The sequence below is a fragment of the Paenibacillus oceani genome, assembly GCF_014705615.1.
GTDB lineage: Bacteria > Bacillota > Bacilli > Paenibacillales > NBRC-103111 > Paenibacillus_AB > Paenibacillus_AB oceani.
In genome coordinates, this window is the sequence record NZ_JACXJA010000055.1 from 49301 (window position 1) to 63981 (window position 14681).

General features: G+C 50.0%; 21 protein-coding genes. 19 read left to right on the top strand and 2 right to left on the bottom strand.

Annotated features, from left to right (window positions below; genetic code table 11):
* The first annotated feature begins 43 nt into the window (after positions 1-43).
* The 16 genes from IDH45_RS30365 (at position 44) to IDH45_RS30440 (ending at position 10716) form a co-directional block, all read left to right on the top strand.
* The gene (locus IDH45_RS30365) at positions 44-694 is read left to right on the top strand and encodes an adenylate kinase (RefSeq protein ID WP_190931905.1); all 651 of its coding nucleotides are present in this window, start codon (positions 44-46) and stop codon (positions 692-694) included.
* On the top strand, positions 694-1455 hold the full coding sequence (map, locus tag IDH45_RS30370; protein WP_190931906.1) for a type I methionyl aminopeptidase: 762 nt from the start codon (positions 694-696) through the stop codon (positions 1453-1455). Before IDH45_RS30365 ends, map begins: the two co-directional genes overlap by 1 nt.
* Complete coding sequence (locus IDH45_RS30375; protein ID WP_190931907.1) at positions 1455-1799, top strand: KOW domain-containing RNA-binding protein; 345 nt, start codon at positions 1455-1457, stop codon at positions 1797-1799. Before map ends, IDH45_RS30375 begins: the two co-directional genes overlap by 1 nt.
* A gap of 2 nt (positions 1800-1801) precedes the next feature.
* On the top strand, positions 1802-2020 hold the full coding sequence (infA, locus tag IDH45_RS30380) for a translation initiation factor IF-1 (RefSeq protein WP_110843848.1): 219 nt from the start codon (positions 1802-1804) through the stop codon (positions 2018-2020).
* Positions 2021-2140: 120 nt separating this feature from the next.
* Positions 2141-2254 carry a 50S ribosomal protein L36 gene (gene rpmJ / locus IDH45_RS30385; RefSeq protein ID WP_190931908.1) on the top strand — a complete coding sequence of 38 codons (114 nt, stop codon included), beginning with the start codon at positions 2141-2143 and terminating at the stop codon, positions 2252-2254.
* A gap of 20 nt (positions 2255-2274) precedes the next feature.
* Positions 2275-2643 carry a 30S ribosomal protein S13 gene (rpsM, locus tag IDH45_RS30390; protein ID WP_190931909.1) on the top strand — a complete coding sequence of 123 codons (369 nt, stop codon included), beginning with the start codon at positions 2275-2277 and terminating at the stop codon, positions 2641-2643.
* A gap of 18 nt (positions 2644-2661) precedes the next feature.
* The gene (gene rpsK, locus IDH45_RS30395) at positions 2662-3060 is read left to right on the top strand and encodes a 30S ribosomal protein S11 (RefSeq protein WP_190931910.1); all 399 of its coding nucleotides are present in this window, start codon (positions 2662-2664) and stop codon (positions 3058-3060) included.
* Between the two features lie 126 nt (positions 3061-3186).
* Positions 3187-4131: a DNA-directed RNA polymerase subunit alpha gene (locus IDH45_RS30400; protein ID WP_190931911.1), complete on the top strand. Its 945-nt coding sequence runs from the start codon at positions 3187-3189 to the stop codon at positions 4129-4131.
* A gap of 70 nt (positions 4132-4201) precedes the next feature.
* Positions 4202-4570, top strand: coding sequence for a 50S ribosomal protein L17 (rplQ, locus tag IDH45_RS30405; RefSeq protein ID WP_190931912.1), 369 nt, complete (start codon positions 4202-4204; stop codon positions 4568-4570).
* 194 nt (positions 4571-4764) lie between these two features.
* A complete protein-coding gene (gene truA, locus IDH45_RS30410) occupies positions 4765-5520 on the top strand; it encodes a tRNA pseudouridine(38-40) synthase TruA (RefSeq protein WP_190931927.1) in 756 nt (251 codons plus the stop codon).
* A gap of 185 nt (positions 5521-5705) precedes the next feature.
* Positions 5706-6143: a 50S ribosomal protein L13 gene (gene rplM, locus IDH45_RS30415; RefSeq protein ID WP_190931913.1), complete on the top strand. Its 438-nt coding sequence runs from the start codon at positions 5706-5708 to the stop codon at positions 6141-6143.
* Positions 6144-6162: 19 nt separating this feature from the next.
* The gene (gene rpsI, locus IDH45_RS30420; protein ID WP_190931914.1) at positions 6163-6555 is read left to right on the top strand and encodes a 30S ribosomal protein S9; all 393 of its coding nucleotides are present in this window, start codon (positions 6163-6165) and stop codon (positions 6553-6555) included.
* 216 nt (positions 6556-6771) lie between these two features.
* Positions 6772-7464 (top strand): phosphoadenylyl-sulfate reductase, encoded by a 693-nt coding sequence (locus IDH45_RS30425; protein ID WP_190931915.1) that lies wholly within the window; start codon positions 6772-6774, stop codon positions 7462-7464.
* 96 nt (positions 7465-7560) lie between these two features.
* Positions 7561-8745 carry a sulfate adenylyltransferase gene (gene sat, locus IDH45_RS30430; RefSeq protein WP_190931916.1) on the top strand — a complete coding sequence of 395 codons (1185 nt, stop codon included), beginning with the start codon at positions 7561-7563 and terminating at the stop codon, positions 8743-8745.
* 65 nt (positions 8746-8810) lie between these two features.
* The gene (gene cwlD / locus IDH45_RS30435) at positions 8811-9548 is read left to right on the top strand and encodes an N-acetylmuramoyl-L-alanine amidase CwlD (RefSeq protein ID WP_190931917.1); all 738 of its coding nucleotides are present in this window, start codon (positions 8811-8813) and stop codon (positions 9546-9548) included.
* Positions 9549-9648: 100 nt separating this feature from the next.
* Positions 9649-10716, top strand: coding sequence for an Mrp/NBP35 family ATP-binding protein (locus tag IDH45_RS30440; protein ID WP_190931918.1), 1068 nt, complete (start codon positions 9649-9651; stop codon positions 10714-10716).
* Positions 10717-10814: 98 nt separating this feature from the next.
* Here IDH45_RS30440 and gerD read toward each other — a convergent pair whose 3' ends face one another.
* Positions 10815-11519 (bottom strand): spore germination lipoprotein GerD, encoded by a 705-nt coding sequence (gene gerD / locus IDH45_RS30445; RefSeq protein WP_190931919.1) that lies wholly within the window; start codon positions 11517-11519, stop codon positions 10815-10817.
* Positions 11520-11736: 217 nt separating this feature from the next.
* Between gerD and IDH45_RS30450 the strand changes: the two genes are divergently transcribed.
* Complete coding sequence (locus IDH45_RS30450; protein ID WP_190931920.1) at positions 11737-12357, top strand: KinB-signaling pathway activation protein; 621 nt, start codon at positions 11737-11739, stop codon at positions 12355-12357.
* 112 nt (positions 12358-12469) lie between these two features.
* Here IDH45_RS30450 and pdaB read toward each other — a convergent pair whose 3' ends face one another.
* The gene (gene pdaB, locus IDH45_RS30455) at positions 12470-13252 is read right to left on the bottom strand and encodes a polysaccharide deacetylase family sporulation protein PdaB (RefSeq protein ID WP_190931921.1); all 783 of its coding nucleotides are present in this window, start codon (positions 13250-13252) and stop codon (positions 12470-12472) included.
* A gap of 158 nt (positions 13253-13410) precedes the next feature.
* Between pdaB and IDH45_RS30460 the strand changes: the two genes are divergently transcribed.
* Both IDH45_RS30460 and IDH45_RS30465 read left to right on the top strand, forming a co-directional pair.
* Entirely contained in the window at positions 13411-14022 is a 612-nt protein-coding gene (locus tag IDH45_RS30460) for a stage II sporulation protein M (RefSeq protein ID WP_190931922.1), read from the top strand.
* Between the two features lie 133 nt (positions 14023-14155).
* The gene (locus tag IDH45_RS30465) at positions 14156-14374 is read left to right on the top strand and encodes a hypothetical protein (RefSeq protein WP_190931923.1); all 219 of its coding nucleotides are present in this window, start codon (positions 14156-14158) and stop codon (positions 14372-14374) included.
* Positions 14375-14681: the final 307 nt, after the last annotated feature.

Genomic DNA, 14681 nt, shown 5'->3' on the forward strand with positions numbered 1-14681 from the left:
GGGAAGTTTTCGCTCGCGGAAACCTCCAGGGAGGGTGCGTAAATTGAACATTCTTTTCATGGGTCCTCCGGGAGCCGGTAAAGGAACGCAAGCCGAACGAATCGTCGATGGATTTCGTGTACCGCACATATCCACCGGAGACGCGTTCCGGCTCGCGATGAGCCAAGGGACTCCGCTCGGTGTTCAGGCCAAAAGCTTTGTCGATCAAGGCTTGCTGGTACCCGACGAGATTACGAACGGAATCGTTAAGGAGCGTCTGGAGAAGCCGGATTGCGACGAAGGATTTCTGCTCGACGGTTTTCCAAGAACACTCGCTCAAGCGGAAGCTCTGGACGAGATGCTCGCTTCCATGGGGAAGAAGATCGATCACGTTGTCAATTTGAAAGTGGATCGGGATTTGCTGCTCGGACGGCTGACCGGCCGGCGCATCTGCAAATCTTGTGGAGCCACTTATCACGTTATGTTTAATCCTCCAAAATCCGAAGGCGTCTGTGACAAATGCTCCGGTGAGCTGTACCAGCGTTCCGACGATACGGAGGAGAAGGTAGGGACCCGGTTGGACGAATACTCAAACAAAACGGCACCTTTGCTCACTTATTATTCGAACAAAGGGCTGCTGCGTGAAGTAGACGGACAACAGGACATCGATGCAGTAACGGCTGAGATTTCTTCCTTGCTGCGAGGTCAAGCCTGATGATCATTTGTAAGTCCGAAGCTGAACTGGAATTCATGCGGGAAGCTGGCCGGATCGTCGCCAAGACGCACCGGTTGATGGCCAAAGCTGTTCAGCCTGGCATTACAACTAAGGAATTGGATCAGATCGCTGAAACTTTCATTCGAAGTCAGGGCGCTACACCATCTTTTAAAGGCTATAACGGTTTTCCTGCCAGCATCTGTGCTTCGGTCAACGAGGAACTGGTTCACGGTTTTCCCAGTGACAGAAAGCTGAAGGAAGGCGACATCATCAGCATCGATATCGGAGCGCAGTACAAAGGATACCATGGCGATTCCGCCTGGACGTATCCGGTGGGCGAAGTTTCGGAAACGGCCCGTAAGCTGCTCGAAGTATCGGAGCGATCGCTATATGCAGGCCTCGCGTTAGCGGGACCGGATGTACGCCTGTTTACTATCTCGCACGCGATTCAAACTTGCGTGGAAGAAGAAGGTTTCTCTATCGTGCGCGAGTATGCGGGGCACGGAATTGGTAAAGACTTGCATGAGGAACCGGAGATACCCAACTACGGACTTCCGAACCGCGGCCCCCGGCTCAAACCGGGCATGGCGCTAGCCATTGAACCAATGGTTAACGTTGGCGAACGGTACGTAAGAACGCTGGAGGACGACTGGACGGTCGTAACTGTCGACGGTTCGCTCTGTGCGCATTTCGAGCATACGATCGTCATCACTCCGGATGGATACGAGATTTTAACGATCGACGGATCTGGTGACGAATGATGAATGATGCGAACCAAGGGCATCTAGTATCTACCTCCGATCATACGGTTATCCCGGAGATCGGGCGGATCGTGAAAGTGCTGCGCGGCAGGGAGCAAGATCAATACGCGGTTATTGTCGGCTTGCTGGATGACCGGTTCGTATGGATTGCCGACGGCGACAAGCGCAAGTTCGCTGGGCCGAAGAAGAAAAACCTGCTTCATCTGCGATTGTTTGATTTTGTCAGCAGCGAGGTAGCCGGCAGCATTTCGGAGACGGGATGCGTAACCAACGGCAAACTTCGTTACGCAATCTGCAAGTTTATGGAAAGCGGACAATCCGAAGCGCATGAGAAAGGAGAATGACCGTGGCCAAAGAAGATGTAATTGAGGTAGAAGGTAAAGTAATCGAGCCGCTTCCGAACGCGATGTTCAAAGTGGAGCTCGAGAACGGACACCAGGTGCTGGCCCATGTATCGGGTAAGATTCGGATGCACTTTATCCGTATATTGCCGGGGGATAAAGTCACTGTCGAGTTGTCGCCTTACGATTTGAGCAGAGGTCGGATCACGTACCGATTTAAATAAATACTTTGCTCCGGCAAAGTTCGGCAATGCTTAAGCAGCTTTGCAGCGCAGAGCTCATTGATTTCTTAAGATGTCAACTTTGGGGCTTCGCCATGGCAAAGTTCTCAGGAGGTAATAAACATGAAGGTAAGACCGTCGGTCAAACCGATTTGCGAAAAATGCAAAGTCATCCGTCGCAAGGGCGCCGTCATGATCATTTGCGAAAATCCGAAGCATAAGCAAAAACAAGGTTAAAAGGAGGTGCACGATCTCTAATGGCTCGTATAGCTGGAGTAGACTTGCCCCGTGACAAACGGTTGGAAATCGCGCTGACGTACATTTTCGGTATCGGCAAAACGACTTCCCAAAAAATTATCGCCCAAACTGGCGTTAACGGGAACACTCGTGTACGCGAACTGACGGAAGACGAAGTAAACAAAGTCCGTGAAGCGATCGACAAAACGTTGAAAGTGGAAGGCGACCTTCGTCGTGAGATTGCCCTTAACATCAAGCGACTTGTGGAAATCGGCTGCTATCGTGGCATTCGCCATCGTCGCGGTTTGCCGGTTCGCGGTCAACGCACCAAAACAAACGCCCGTACGCGTAAAGGACCTCGTCGTACAGTAGCGAATAAGAAGAAATAATAAGGGGGGATAACTCTCATGGCTAAACCGAAAAAGGCAGTAGCACGGACTAAACGTCGTGACCGTAAAAATATCGAATCTGGTGTCGCTCACATCCGTTCGACATTCAACAACACGATCGTAACGATCACGGATCCGCATGGTAACGCAATTTCTTGGGCGAGCTCCGGAAACCTCGGTTTCAAAGGTTCGCGTAAAAGCACTCCGTTCGCAGCTCAAATGGCTGCTGAATCTGCAGCGAAAGCCGCTATGGAGCATGGAATGAAAGTTGTTGAGGTAGTCGTTAAAGGACCAGGCGCAGGACGCGAAGCTGCAATCCGTTCGCTCCAGGCAGCAGGCCTTGAAGTCAACCTCATCAAAGACGTAACTCCGGTACCTCATAACGGTTGCCGTCCGCCGAAACGTCGTCGTGTCTGATTATGGTTCCTATAGTATATTTATCGGAAACATGTGAATAATGGATGTGGACGATAGGCATACTATTCCTTTTTGCGCTTGCAGGGAATCCGGAGGGAAACGACGTTTTTAAGGAGGGTTAAGTTCATGATCGAAATTGAAAAGCCAAAAATCGAAACCGTTGAACTGAGCGATGACGGCAAATACGGCAAGTTCGTGATCGAACCGCTGGAGCGCGGATACGGCACAACGCTCGGGAACTCCTTGCGCCGCATCTTGCTTTCCTCATTGCCGGGAGCTGCGGTCAATTCCGTTCAAATTGACGGCGTTCTGCACGAGTTTTCGACGGTGCCCGGCGTGATGGAGGATGTTACGGAGATTATCCTGAATTTGAAGGGATTGTCTTTGAAGATCCACTCCGACGAGGAGAAGGTACTGGAAATTGACGCTGAGGGCGAAGGCAATGTAGTCGCCGGCGATATTCGCGCGGATAGCGATGTAGAAATCCTTAATCCGGACTTGCACATTGCAACGCTTGCTGCAGACGCTCGTTTGCACATGCGTATTCACGCGGGTCGCGGCAGAGGCTATGTTGCTGCAGATCGGAACAAAAGAGAGGATCAGCCGATTGGAGTTATCCCGGTAGATTCCATCTATACCCCGATCACTCGTGTCAATTACAGTGTCGAGAATACTCGTGTCGGTCAAGTCACGAATTACGACAAACTTACCCTCGAAGTGTGGACCGATGGAAGCATTCGACCGGAAGAAGCCGTCAGCCTTGGCGCGAAAATTTTGACCGAGCATCTAATGTTGTTCGTCGGTTTGACCGATGAGGCGAAAGATGCGGAAATTATGGTCGAAAAAGAAGAAGACAAGAAAGAAAAAGTGTTGGAGATGACGATCGAAGAGCTCGATCTTTCGGTTCGTTCCTACAACTGCTTGAAACGTGCGGGTATCAACACCGTGCAAGAGCTTATTACGAAAACCGAAGAAGATATGATGAAGGTCCGCAACCTGGGCCGCAAATCTTTGGAGGAAGTTCAAGAGAAGCTGGAAGAGCTCGGACTCGGCTTGCGCGCGGAAGATTGATCGACGGACGGAACTCCTGCGCGGCTGTTCCTGAGGTTCTACCGTACGATTACAGAAGGAGGGGAAACAGATGGCATACCAAAAATTGGGTCGTGACTCCAGCGCCCGGAAGGCTTTGTTCAGGGATCTGGTAACCGATCTGTTCTTATACGAACGCATTCAGACGACGGAAGGTAAAGCGAAAGAAGTTCGTTCCATTGCGGAAAAGCTGATTACGCTGGCTAAGCGCGGAGATTTGCACGCGCGTCGTCAAGCAGCCGCTTTTGTTCGTCGCGAACAGTTGGAAGGATCGGATCAAGACGCGATCCAGAAGCTGTTCACGGAACTTGCAACTCGCTACTCCGAGCGTCCAGGCGGATACACGCGTATCCTCAAGCTGGGACCTCGTCGCGGCGACTCTGCACCGATGGTATATTTGGAACTGGTTGACCGAGCTTAATTAACCGGATGAAAGGGTGGACAGAATCATTGATTCTGCTGAAGCCCTTTTTTTGTAAGCAGATAGTACAAGGAACGAATTCGGCGAGGAGCATTCGTGTCTGACACGGTATAACCATACCAGACCGCATGCGCCTTGTACGAATGACTTCCGGCAGACGCGGAAACAGCCTTTGTCTCTTTGGGGTGGTCTACCTGAGAAACCTGGTCATGACCGTAAGCTATGAAGGGACCCGTTATTTCGGTTTTCAATCTCAGCTGCAAGGCAACACGATTCAAGACCGAATCGAAGAGGCCATTGAGAAGCTTATGGGCGAGAAAATTCACATTACAGCTTCGGGGCGTACGGATGCTGGGGTACATGCGCGCGCGCAAATATTCAACTTTATTACCTCGTCCTCCATACCGATTCAACGGTTGGCTCTTGCGCTCAATTCGCGCCTGCCTCCGGACATTCGCATCCTGGAGGCGCGTATGGCGGATCCGGATTTCCACGCGCGTAGATCGGCCAAGAGGAAGACGTACCGGTATACGATCAATTGCAATCGCGTGCCGGACGTATTTCAGCGACATATGCAATTTCACCATCCGACTCCGCTAAACGTGGAAGCGATGCGCCATGCGCTCCAGGCGCTGATCGGCGAACACGATTTCACCTCGTATTGTTCCGTGAAGTCGACGAAACCCTCTCATGTCCGCACCATTTATGACGCTTATATCGAGACAGTGGATGCGGAGACGGGAAGCGGTCCGGGTCTCATTCACGTATGGGTAACTGGTAACGGTTTTTTGCAGCATATGGTACGAATCATCGTGGGTACGCTTATGCAGGTCGGCGAGGGCAAGCGCACAGCTGCGAACATGGGAGACGTGTTAAGAGCCCAAAATCGCAGACTTGCAGGACCGACAGCGATGGCTCACGGATTGATGCTGTGGGAAGTGGTGTATTAGCCGGTTTGTACGGTTTAAAATGTAAGAAATGACTTGCGCCACACCCGGAAATGTTGTAATATATTAAATGGTATTTCATAACTGGCCTCCCACGCCCCGCGTTATGAGAGCACCAACCAATGAGGATGTTTTTTCTACCCTAAACAATTGTTTTCGATGTAGATTTATTTAGGAGGACATTGCGAATGCGTACCACATATATGGCTAAGCCACAAGAAGTTGAAAAGAAATGGTACATTATCGATGCAGCCGGACAAACGCTCGGACGTATGGCAAGCGAAGCTGCTTCCATTCTGCGCGGTAAGTTGAAGCCTGAATTTACACCGCATGTCGATACGGGTGACTTCGTGATCATTATCAATGCTGACAAAGTCGTATTGACCGGTAAAAAATTGCTGCAGAAAAAATACTATCGCCATTCTCAATATCAAGGCGGATTGAAGACGGCGACAGCTCAAGAGATGCTGAACAAAAAAGCAGATCGCATGGTTGAACTGGCTGTTTACGGCATGCTCCCGAAAAACCGTCTGGGCGACTCGCTGAAAACGAAGCTTAAAGTGTACACTGGCTCGGAGCACCCACACGAAGCACAAAAACCTGAAGTTTGGCAACTTCGCGGATAATTAAGAGGAGGACCTGTTCATGGCACAAGTTCAATATTATGGAACCGGCCGTCGGAAGCACTCGGTAGCACGTGTACGTCTTGTACCGGGAGAAGGACGGATTGTTATTAATAATCGTCCATTGGACGAATACTTCGGTCTGGAGACGTTGAAGCTGATCGTGAAACAACCGCTCACTTTGACTGAAACGACTGGCCGTTACGACGTACTGGTCATCGCGAACGGTGGCGGTACTACAGGACAAGCTGGCGCGATCCGTCACGGTATTTCCCGCGCATTGCTCAAGGCAGATCCGGATTTCCGCGGTTCCTTGAAGCGCGCAGGCTTCCTGACTCGCGACCCGCGTATGAAAGAACGTAAGAAGTACGGCTTGAAAGCTGCTCGTCGTGCTCCTCAGTTCTCCAAACGTTAAGTTCGAACCAACAACAACGAACCTTTTCCGCTACGGCGGAAAAGGTTTTTTTGTCGTGCACCAAACATTTCCGGCGCCATACTATGATGGTGTGCCTAAAATGAGTCGGAAGGTTCATAAGGAAACTATTGACACTCGATCATTTACCCTTATAATGAATATATACAATAAAACACATAGATAAACTCGGAATTAGTCTTAAGGAGGATCATTCGTATGAACTTGCTGGAAAAAGAAGCGCTCATCCTCGAAGCAGCCCAAACGTTGGAAACTCAATCCGCGGATGCGGTAGTAGAGTGGGCGGTCGCGACCTTCCCGAATATAACGTTTGCTTGCAGCTTTGGCGCGGAAGACGTCGTTCTGGTCGATATTTTGCAAAAGGTTTCGCCTTCAACCGATATTTTTTATTTGGACACGGATCTCCATTTTAGAGAAACTTATGAGACTAAGGCACGCCTGGAGGAGCACTATGGGATGTCCTTCGTACGGGTCATTCCTAAACTGACTTTGCAGGAGCAAGAAGCTCTTCATGGGGCGGAACTGTGGAAGTCGAATCCGACTTCATGCTGCAATATCCGTAAAGTCGATCCGCTTACGAACATCTTGGGCAAATACGAAGCTTGGATCACCGGTATTCGCAGAGATCAGGCTCCGACACGGGCAAACGCCAAGAAGATCGAATATGACGTAAAATTCGGTCTCGTCAAATTCAATCCGATAGCAGATTGGACATCTGAGGATGTCTGGAACTATATTCGTGAACATGATTTGATTTACAATCCGCTCCATGACCAGTATTATCCTAGTATCGGCTGTGAAAAATGCACACGCCAAGTATTACCTGGCGAAGATCCGCGCGCAGGACGTTGGGCAGGCTTCGAGAAGACAGAGTGCGGGTTGCACAAATAAGCAGCCGCTAGCCAGGCAAGCAGAACGAAAGCGCAGTTACGCTTTCGAAGATAAGCTTTGCTAGCGCAAAGCTCAGTAACCTGAGGAGGAACCAACATGTCGGAAACGATTAAGCCACACGGCGGTACCCTGATCAACCGTTTGGTCACTGGCGGACAGCGCGACGCTTTGCTGCTGGAGGCCGAACAACTGCAACAGATTCCTGTTAACTCCTGGACGATATCGGATCTGGATCTGATCGCGATCGGAGCTTTTTCTCCGCTTACAGGGTTCATGACTCAAGAAGATTATAGATCGGTTCTGGATCGTATGCGTCTGGCTGACGGGGCGGTATGGAGCATTCCCATCGTCCTTCCGGTCGAGGAGACGTTGGCGGAGCGGCTGTTGATTGGCGAGCGTATAGCTCTTGTAGGAGAAGAGGATCAGGTTGTATATGCGCTGCTGGAAGTCAGAAGCGTGTATACGGTCGACCAACGCGAAGAAGCGGTAAAAGTATTCAAGACGGACGATCGCGAACATCCTGGCGTGCAGAAGCTGTTCTCACGGCCTAAAGTATACGTAGGCGGGCCGGTACAGGTGCTGAACCGTCCGAAACCGTCGAAGTTTCAGGACTTTTACTTCGACCCGGCAGAAACACGCAAACGTTTCGTACAGAATGGCTGGAAAACCGTCGTTGGATTTCAGACCCGCAATCCGGTTCACCGGGCGCACGAATATATTCAGAAGACGGCGATGGAAATCGTCGACGGTTTGTTCCTGAATCCTCTCGTAGGCGAGACGAAATCCGACGACATTTCTGCAGACGTGCGGATGAAAAGTTACCTGGTGCTGCTGGACAATTATTATCCGAAGCAGCGAACGTTCCTTGGCGTCTTCCCGGCGGCCATGCGTTATGCGGGTCCCCGTGAAGCAGTCTTCCATGCGATGGTGCGCAAAAACTATGGCTGCACTCATTTCATAGTGGGCCGTGACCACGCCGGTGTCGGGGATTATTACGGCACTTATGAAGCGCAGGAAATATTCCGGAACTTTACGGCTGAGGAATTAGGAATAACTCCGCTATTTTTCGAACATAGCTTCTTCTGCACCAAATGTGGCAACATGGGCACGAGCAAAACTTGCCCGCATGACAAATCGCATCATATGCATTTATCCGGCACCAAAGTACGCGCGATGCTTCGGGAAGGAATCTGCCCTCCGGCTGAATTCACCCGTCCGGAGGTCGCTCAGGTGCTGATTGAAGGAATGTCCGATCAATTGGTTCCATCGAACAACCTATAGGTATATTTGTCCACCCCGATCCATATAGATTTCTAAGGAGTCTATCGGACAGGGGTGGATTTTCTATGCGGAGAAGAAGGGCCAGTATCGTCGTCTGGCTGAATCTAAACGGGAAACTGAAACTAATTATGTCATCAGCGCTCGTGATTCTTATGATTTTTTTATTCACCTACGAGCTGCCTACAAGCCGGACCTGGTCGTATTGGACGATGCCTTTATCGGGGAAAGTCATTGCGATCGACGCCGGTCACGGCGGGCCGGATGGAGGGGCGAGCAGCAGCGCCGGCTTGGTCGAGAAAGAAGTGAATCTGGCCATCTCGCTTTATTTGCGTGATTACTTGCAGCAAAGCGGCGCAGTAGTCGTGATGACCCGGGAAGATGACCGGGATTTGGCGAACGACGCGACGAGAGGGTACAGCAAGCGGAAAACGGAAGATTTGCACAACCGGGTCGCCTTGATCGAGAATGCAAAAGCCGACATTCTTGTCAGTGTTCATTTGAATAGCATCCCCTCAGCCAAGTGGAAGGGGGCGCAAACCTTTTATAACTCTGCCAATGAGGAAGGGAAAAAGCTGGCCGGATTCATCCAAAGCGAGATTCGCACGAATTTGAGCAACACCGACCGTGTGCCTAAAACCGAGAATACGTTTTACTTGCTGAAAGCGCTGACCATACCCGGAGCACTTGTGGAGGTCGGGTTTTTGTCCAACCCGGAAGAAGCGCGGCTGATGGCGGACGCCAAGTACCAGCGGAAGGTGGCCGAGTCGATTTATCGGGGCATTTTGCGTTACGTCACCGAATAAGAGGTCATGACCCTTCGGAGGATAACCATTTCAATCCCGAGCCGAACATGTGCTATAATGAGCGGAGAACGAACGATTACGGTAACGGGGGGCTATCACGATGACTCGGGAACAAGTACTGGAAACGCTGCGTCACCTGCAGGATCCGGTATACGGCAAAAGCTTGGTCGAGCTTAATTTGATCAAGGACATTATGGTCAAACCATCCGGCGTCGCCTTGAGCGTCGTCCTTTCGTCGAATGAGGAAGCCCGCAAGGAAGAGCTCCGCACGCAAATAACGGAGTCGCTCCAGAAATCCGGAGTCTCCGACGTACATATTCGGTTCCGGGAAATGTCGGATTTCGATCGCTCCGAAATCGGCAAGATGGCCGAAGCGAAAGAGCCAGCGAAGGCAAATCCGACCAACTTGCTGGACGAAGGCTCCAAGACGACGTTTATTGCGGTAGCCAGCGGCAAAGGCGGCGTAGGCAAATCGACGGTTTCGGTGAATCTTGCAGTTGCTTTGGCACGTAAAGGAAAACGGGTCGGAATTATCGATGCTGACATATACGGCTTCAGCGTACCGGATATGATGGGCATCGAGGAACGCCCGGAGCTCGTCGATCAGTTGATCCGCCCGACCGAACGTTTTGGCGTGAAAGTGATCTCGATGGGTTTTTTCGTACAGGATAACGCTCCGGTCATCTGGCGCGGTCCGATGCTTGGCAAGATGCTGAGGAACTTCTTCTCCGAAGTGGAGTGGGGAGAACTCGATTACATGATCCTCGATTTGCCGCCGGGAACGGGCGATGTCGCGCTTGACGTGCATCAAATGATTCCCCACAGCAAGGAGATCATCGTGACGACTCCACACGCTACTGCGGCTTTTGTAGCGGCACGCGCGGGGGCGATGGCGGTGCATACGAACCATGAGATTATTGGCATCGTGGAAAATATGGCCTACTACAGCTGCGGCCAATGCGGACAGAAAGATTATGTCTTTGGCCGGGGTGGAGGAGCGAAGCTGGCGGAAGAGTTGCATACGAAGCTGCTCGCTCAAATTCCGCTTGGCGCTCCGGACAACCATATCTCGGAACCGGACTATTCGCCATCCGTGTACAAGGAAGATACCGAGATCGGGCAAATGTATCTGGAGGTCGCAGAAGCGGTTATCCGCCATGGCGAATAAGTGTTCGCAAACAAGAAAGTACTGGCCGAGAGGCCAGTACTTTCTTTGGCATTTGTACTAACCTGCGGACACGAACCGACCGGGTAACAGCTCGTCCCTTATTGCGCGCCGCCGCCGTCTTCTTTTTTCTCGTCTTCCTTCTTCTCGCCGCCTTTTTTCTCCCCTTGCTGCTTGCCTCCCTGGGCTTTGGGCTGCGATTCCTCTTCCATAACCTTCTTCAACAATTGCATCAGTTCCAGACGATATAGAGGGCTTTGGAGAGCTTCCTGCATGATCGTCATGACTTGCTGCCGATATTGGGTGCCTTTCATCGTATCCAGCATGATTTTTTCGTAATCCGGATTTTTCATCAGATCGATCATCTGCTTTTGATATTCGGGGTCCTTTAACAAATCCTTCTGCAGTTGTTTGTTTTCTTTCTGCAGCGCCTTGGCGAAATCGCCGGCAAATTTCGGATCGGTCATCATCGTTTTGATCATTTTGTCGCTGCCGTCAGAGGTAAGCACGTCTTTAACGACCAATTGAAGCTGCTGGGCGTCTTGTGCCGACAACATCTGGATTTTGCCGTCCTTGGCCGATTGGGCTTGGATCATACCGGCAGCAGAGTTGTCGCTTTCCTTGGACGCTTCCTTAATGGCTTTTTTCCCGTCCGACGATTTCAATATGTCGAGTACCATCGACTTCGTATCCTTGTAGCTTTGAGAACCGCTTCCTTGGGCAGAACCTCCGCCCCCGCCTCCGCATGAAATCAATAATGGCAACAGAAGCAAAGCGGAAATTCCGCGCAGTTTTTTCCAATGCATGGGACATGCTGCTCCCTTCTTGGCTGAATCTCCGGCATGCAAGCACCGAAGAACTTGGCCTTGTTGTGGTTATATCGTAGTATTTGTAGATTTGGCCGCATTATGTTCGGAGAAGATTGGTCGTGAAGGATTCGCTTTTTTGGGCCAGGGTTGATACAATTGAATGGACGGTATGGGATTATTCTGTAGGAAGCAACAAAAGTCGGAGGGGTCGAAGTTGACGCTGAGAAAATGGAACTATTTATTCTGGACAACCTTGCTGATCGGTACGGTGGCGGGGATGATCATCAGTATTATCATTAAGCTGACTGTAAAGGATTTCAGCTTCCTTGGCGTGTCGGTGGGCTGGTACGAGTGGCTGTTCATGATATTCGGGGCGAGCATGATTGCGGTACTTAGCCAGATGGGTTTTTTTGCTTACTTGACGGTAAGGTATGTGGCTTTAAGTCTTTTTCGTGGGAAAATGCTGTATTGGGACATTTTACAGGTCATCATTATTGTCGTAGCGCTGTTTGATATCGTGTATTTGAGGTTCAATGCTTCAACTGGCAGCGGCGGCTGGATGCAATATATCGTTTTGCCGATAGTGATTGTGGCGGCTTCCGTTGGTGTCACGCTCCAGAAAGTCAAGGAAACGAATAAGAAGGCATGGATACCGACGATGTTTTTTATGTCCGTAGTCACGATTTTAGAGGCGATTCCAGCTTTTAATCTCGAGGACTGGACGTACATGTTCATTATGATTGTGCCTCTGCTCGTTTGTAATGCGTGGCAAATTCTGATGCTTCACAAAATCGTACCGGCAAAAAACAACCCCGGAACTCCGGTAAAAGCGTAACCCGCTTTTTATGTGGAATTCCAGGGAATACCGGTGGAGAAGAGCCTGCAAGGGCTCTTTTTGCGTTATATATACTACTTTCTGCGGAACCGTTCTTTGCAAAGCAGCCCGCCTAAAAAAGATTGCCGATCGTTTGACGCTCCGCTTCTTTCTGGACAACGTTCGTTTGCTGAAGCATCTCGCTGACCGTAACGAATTCGTATCCTTTGGCCCGGAGCTGATCGATAATAGTGGGCAGCGCTTCATGAGTTTGCTTGCAGGTATCGCTTGCGTGCATCAGTACGATATCGCCGGGATGGGCTTTGGTCAGCACACGGTTAATAATGTTGTCCACGCCTTTGTTCATCCAGTCTAGCGAGTCAGTATCCCACTGGATCACTTTATAATCCAGCTCGCCGGCAATACGCAGTACTCTTTTGTCAAAATCGCCGTTCGGAAGCCGGATCAGGTTCGGATTTTGACCGGTAGTCTGCTGCAGAATCCCATGAGCAGTCTGGATCTGGGTGCGGATTTCCTCGTCGCTCAGCTTGCTGTAATTGACGTGCTTATGTCCGTGACTGCCGATTTCCCAGCCGCCTTTGACAATTTTTTGAACGATATCGGAATGCTGCTGGCTCCAGGGAGAAGATAAAAAGAAGGTTGCTTTCTTTACGCCCTTTTCCTCCAAAATTTTGAGGATCGGTTCGGCCCGTGTGTCCCCCCAGCTGATGTCGAACGTGAGCGCAATGACCTTCTTGTCCGTCTCCACGCTGTAGATGGCTGCCGGTTCCCCTTGGGAGAAGACGGTGATGTTGTCGCTTTCGGAATATACGATTCCGATGGCAAATAAAACGGCGACGAAGACGATAAGATACCGTTTCAGTTTTTTGCCGTTCATGACATAGAAGAAGTTCACAGCAATTCGAAGCCTCCTTTGAACCTTTCGCAGCTGACGGGGGCGTGCGCAAAAGGCTTGTATATAGTCTATAATAAAGGGTATGCTCGTACCGCTATCTTATGCTTGTCTAGTTGGATTCCTGTAAATAAACATATTGAGGAGAGGGGAACATTGGGATGAGATTTAAAGCATTATTTATCCATTTCAGAGAAATGAACAAATATTTCATCGTCTCGATGCTTATCTTTGCAACCGGCATCGTGCTTGGCTACGGGTATTCGGAGCAATTTGACAACATGCTGCAAAGCCAGATCAAAGGACTCGAAAGCCTGGCGCGTTCCATTTCGGAGAAGGAGAATTCGGTGCTTTGGCTATTCGGGTTTATTTTTCTTAACAATGCAATCAAGTCGGTGCTTATCATTTTTGCGGGAATTTTCTTTGGCGTGCTTCCTATCGGTTTTCTGCTGATTAACGGCATGGTCGTCGGCTATTTGGCGGAGCTTCAAGCGAATGCCGGAGAGCTCGGCTTTTTCTTCAAAGCGATTGTTCCTCACGGAATCATTGAAATCCCGGCTATTATTGTCGCATGTGCTTACGGGATTAAATTCGGGGCAATTATGGCCAAAGGGATGCTCCGGTTATTCAGCAGCCAAGGGCGGAATGCGTTTGCGGCGGATTTGGAGCAGTTTCTGAAAATAACGGTGCCTCTCGTCATTCTTCTCGTTGGTTCGCTGCTAGCCGCTGCAATTATCGAGAGCACCATTACGCCTTGGATTGTTCAACTATAGAAAATCAAAATATTATTGCGCCTCCATCATAAAATTGGCAAATTGTGAGCATAACAGTAAGGCGGTTGTAAACGGCCTGCTGAAACGGCCTGCAGCCACTTCCCATTTCAGAACGGAGGCGCATGATTCGCTTATGCTCGGATTTTTATTTAATCAAAGAGAATGCAAGGAACTCGGATATGTACTTCGCAAAGAATTGGATGAAATGCTGTTCGATCTGAAAGACAACCGTCTCGACGGCGAAGTGAAACGTGCGATCGAATCGAGATATACCGTTATATTCCGCATGTATGCCCGGCTGGCGACTCCTAAAGATTTGTCTCGGTATGCCCGGAATCGTAATTATCAATAAGAGATTGTTTTTTTGTCGAATGAAGGCTTGACTTTAACAAAGCGGATGTGTTAAATTATGTTTCGCAACATCGCTAAGTCATGGATCAGACGAGCCTCTCGAATATTTATTAGAAAAAATGCTTGCATTGATTCCGGATGTTGTGTTATATTAAAGGGGTCGTCGCAAAAAGTTACTCGATGAAAAAAGAGTTGCATTACGATGATTCCAAGTAAGGGATTTGCTCCTTGAAAACTGAACAACGAGCGTGCAAGTGATGATCTCGCAAGAGATCAAAACAAGTCGAGTTATCGACACAAGTCAGTAC

What these genes read in the sequence shown, in the direction of transcription:
- cwlD (WP_190931917.1), top strand. Translation starts at nt 8,811, where the DNA reads ATGCGGAGAAGAAGGGCCAGTATCGTCGTCTGGCTGAATCTAAACGGG.
- rpsI (WP_190931914.1), top strand. Translation starts at nt 6,163, where the DNA reads ATGGCACAAGTTCAATATTATGGAACCGGCCGTCGGAAGCACTCGGTA.
- IDH45_RS30400 (WP_190931911.1), top strand. Translation starts at nt 3,187, where the DNA reads ATGATCGAAATTGAAAAGCCAAAAATCGAAACCGTTGAACTGAGCGAT.
- rpmJ (WP_190931908.1), top strand. Translation starts at nt 2,141, where the DNA reads ATGAAGGTAAGACCGTCGGTCAAACCGATTTGCGAAAAATGCAAAGTC.
- gerD (WP_190931919.1), bottom strand. Translation starts at nt 11,519, where the DNA reads ATGCATTGGAAAAAACTGCGCGGAATTTCCGCTTTGCTTCTGTTGCCA.
- rplQ (WP_190931912.1), top strand. Translation starts at nt 4,202, where the DNA reads ATGGCATACCAAAAATTGGGTCGTGACTCCAGCGCCCGGAAGGCTTTG.
- map (WP_190931906.1), top strand. Translation starts at nt 694, where the DNA reads ATGATCATTTGTAAGTCCGAAGCTGAACTGGAATTCATGCGGGAAGCT.
- rplM (WP_190931913.1), top strand. Translation starts at nt 5,706, where the DNA reads ATGCGTACCACATATATGGCTAAGCCACAAGAAGTTGAAAAGAAATGG.
- sat (WP_190931916.1), top strand. Translation starts at nt 7,561, where the DNA reads ATGTCGGAAACGATTAAGCCACACGGCGGTACCCTGATCAACCGTTTG.
- IDH45_RS30440 (WP_190931918.1), top strand. Translation starts at nt 9,649, where the DNA reads ATGACTCGGGAACAAGTACTGGAAACGCTGCGTCACCTGCAGGATCCG.
- rpsM (WP_190931909.1), top strand. Translation starts at nt 2,275, where the DNA reads ATGGCTCGTATAGCTGGAGTAGACTTGCCCCGTGACAAACGGTTGGAA.
- IDH45_RS30375 (WP_190931907.1), top strand. Translation starts at nt 1,455, where the DNA reads ATGAATGATGCGAACCAAGGGCATCTAGTATCTACCTCCGATCATACG.
- IDH45_RS30460 (WP_190931922.1), top strand. Translation starts at nt 13,411, where the DNA reads ATGAGATTTAAAGCATTATTTATCCATTTCAGAGAAATGAACAAATAT.
- IDH45_RS30465 (WP_190931923.1), top strand. Translation starts at nt 14,156, where the DNA reads ATGCTCGGATTTTTATTTAATCAAAGAGAATGCAAGGAACTCGGATAT.
- rpsK (WP_190931910.1), top strand. Translation starts at nt 2,662, where the DNA reads ATGGCTAAACCGAAAAAGGCAGTAGCACGGACTAAACGTCGTGACCGT.
- IDH45_RS30425 (WP_190931915.1), top strand. Translation starts at nt 6,772, where the DNA reads ATGAACTTGCTGGAAAAAGAAGCGCTCATCCTCGAAGCAGCCCAAACG.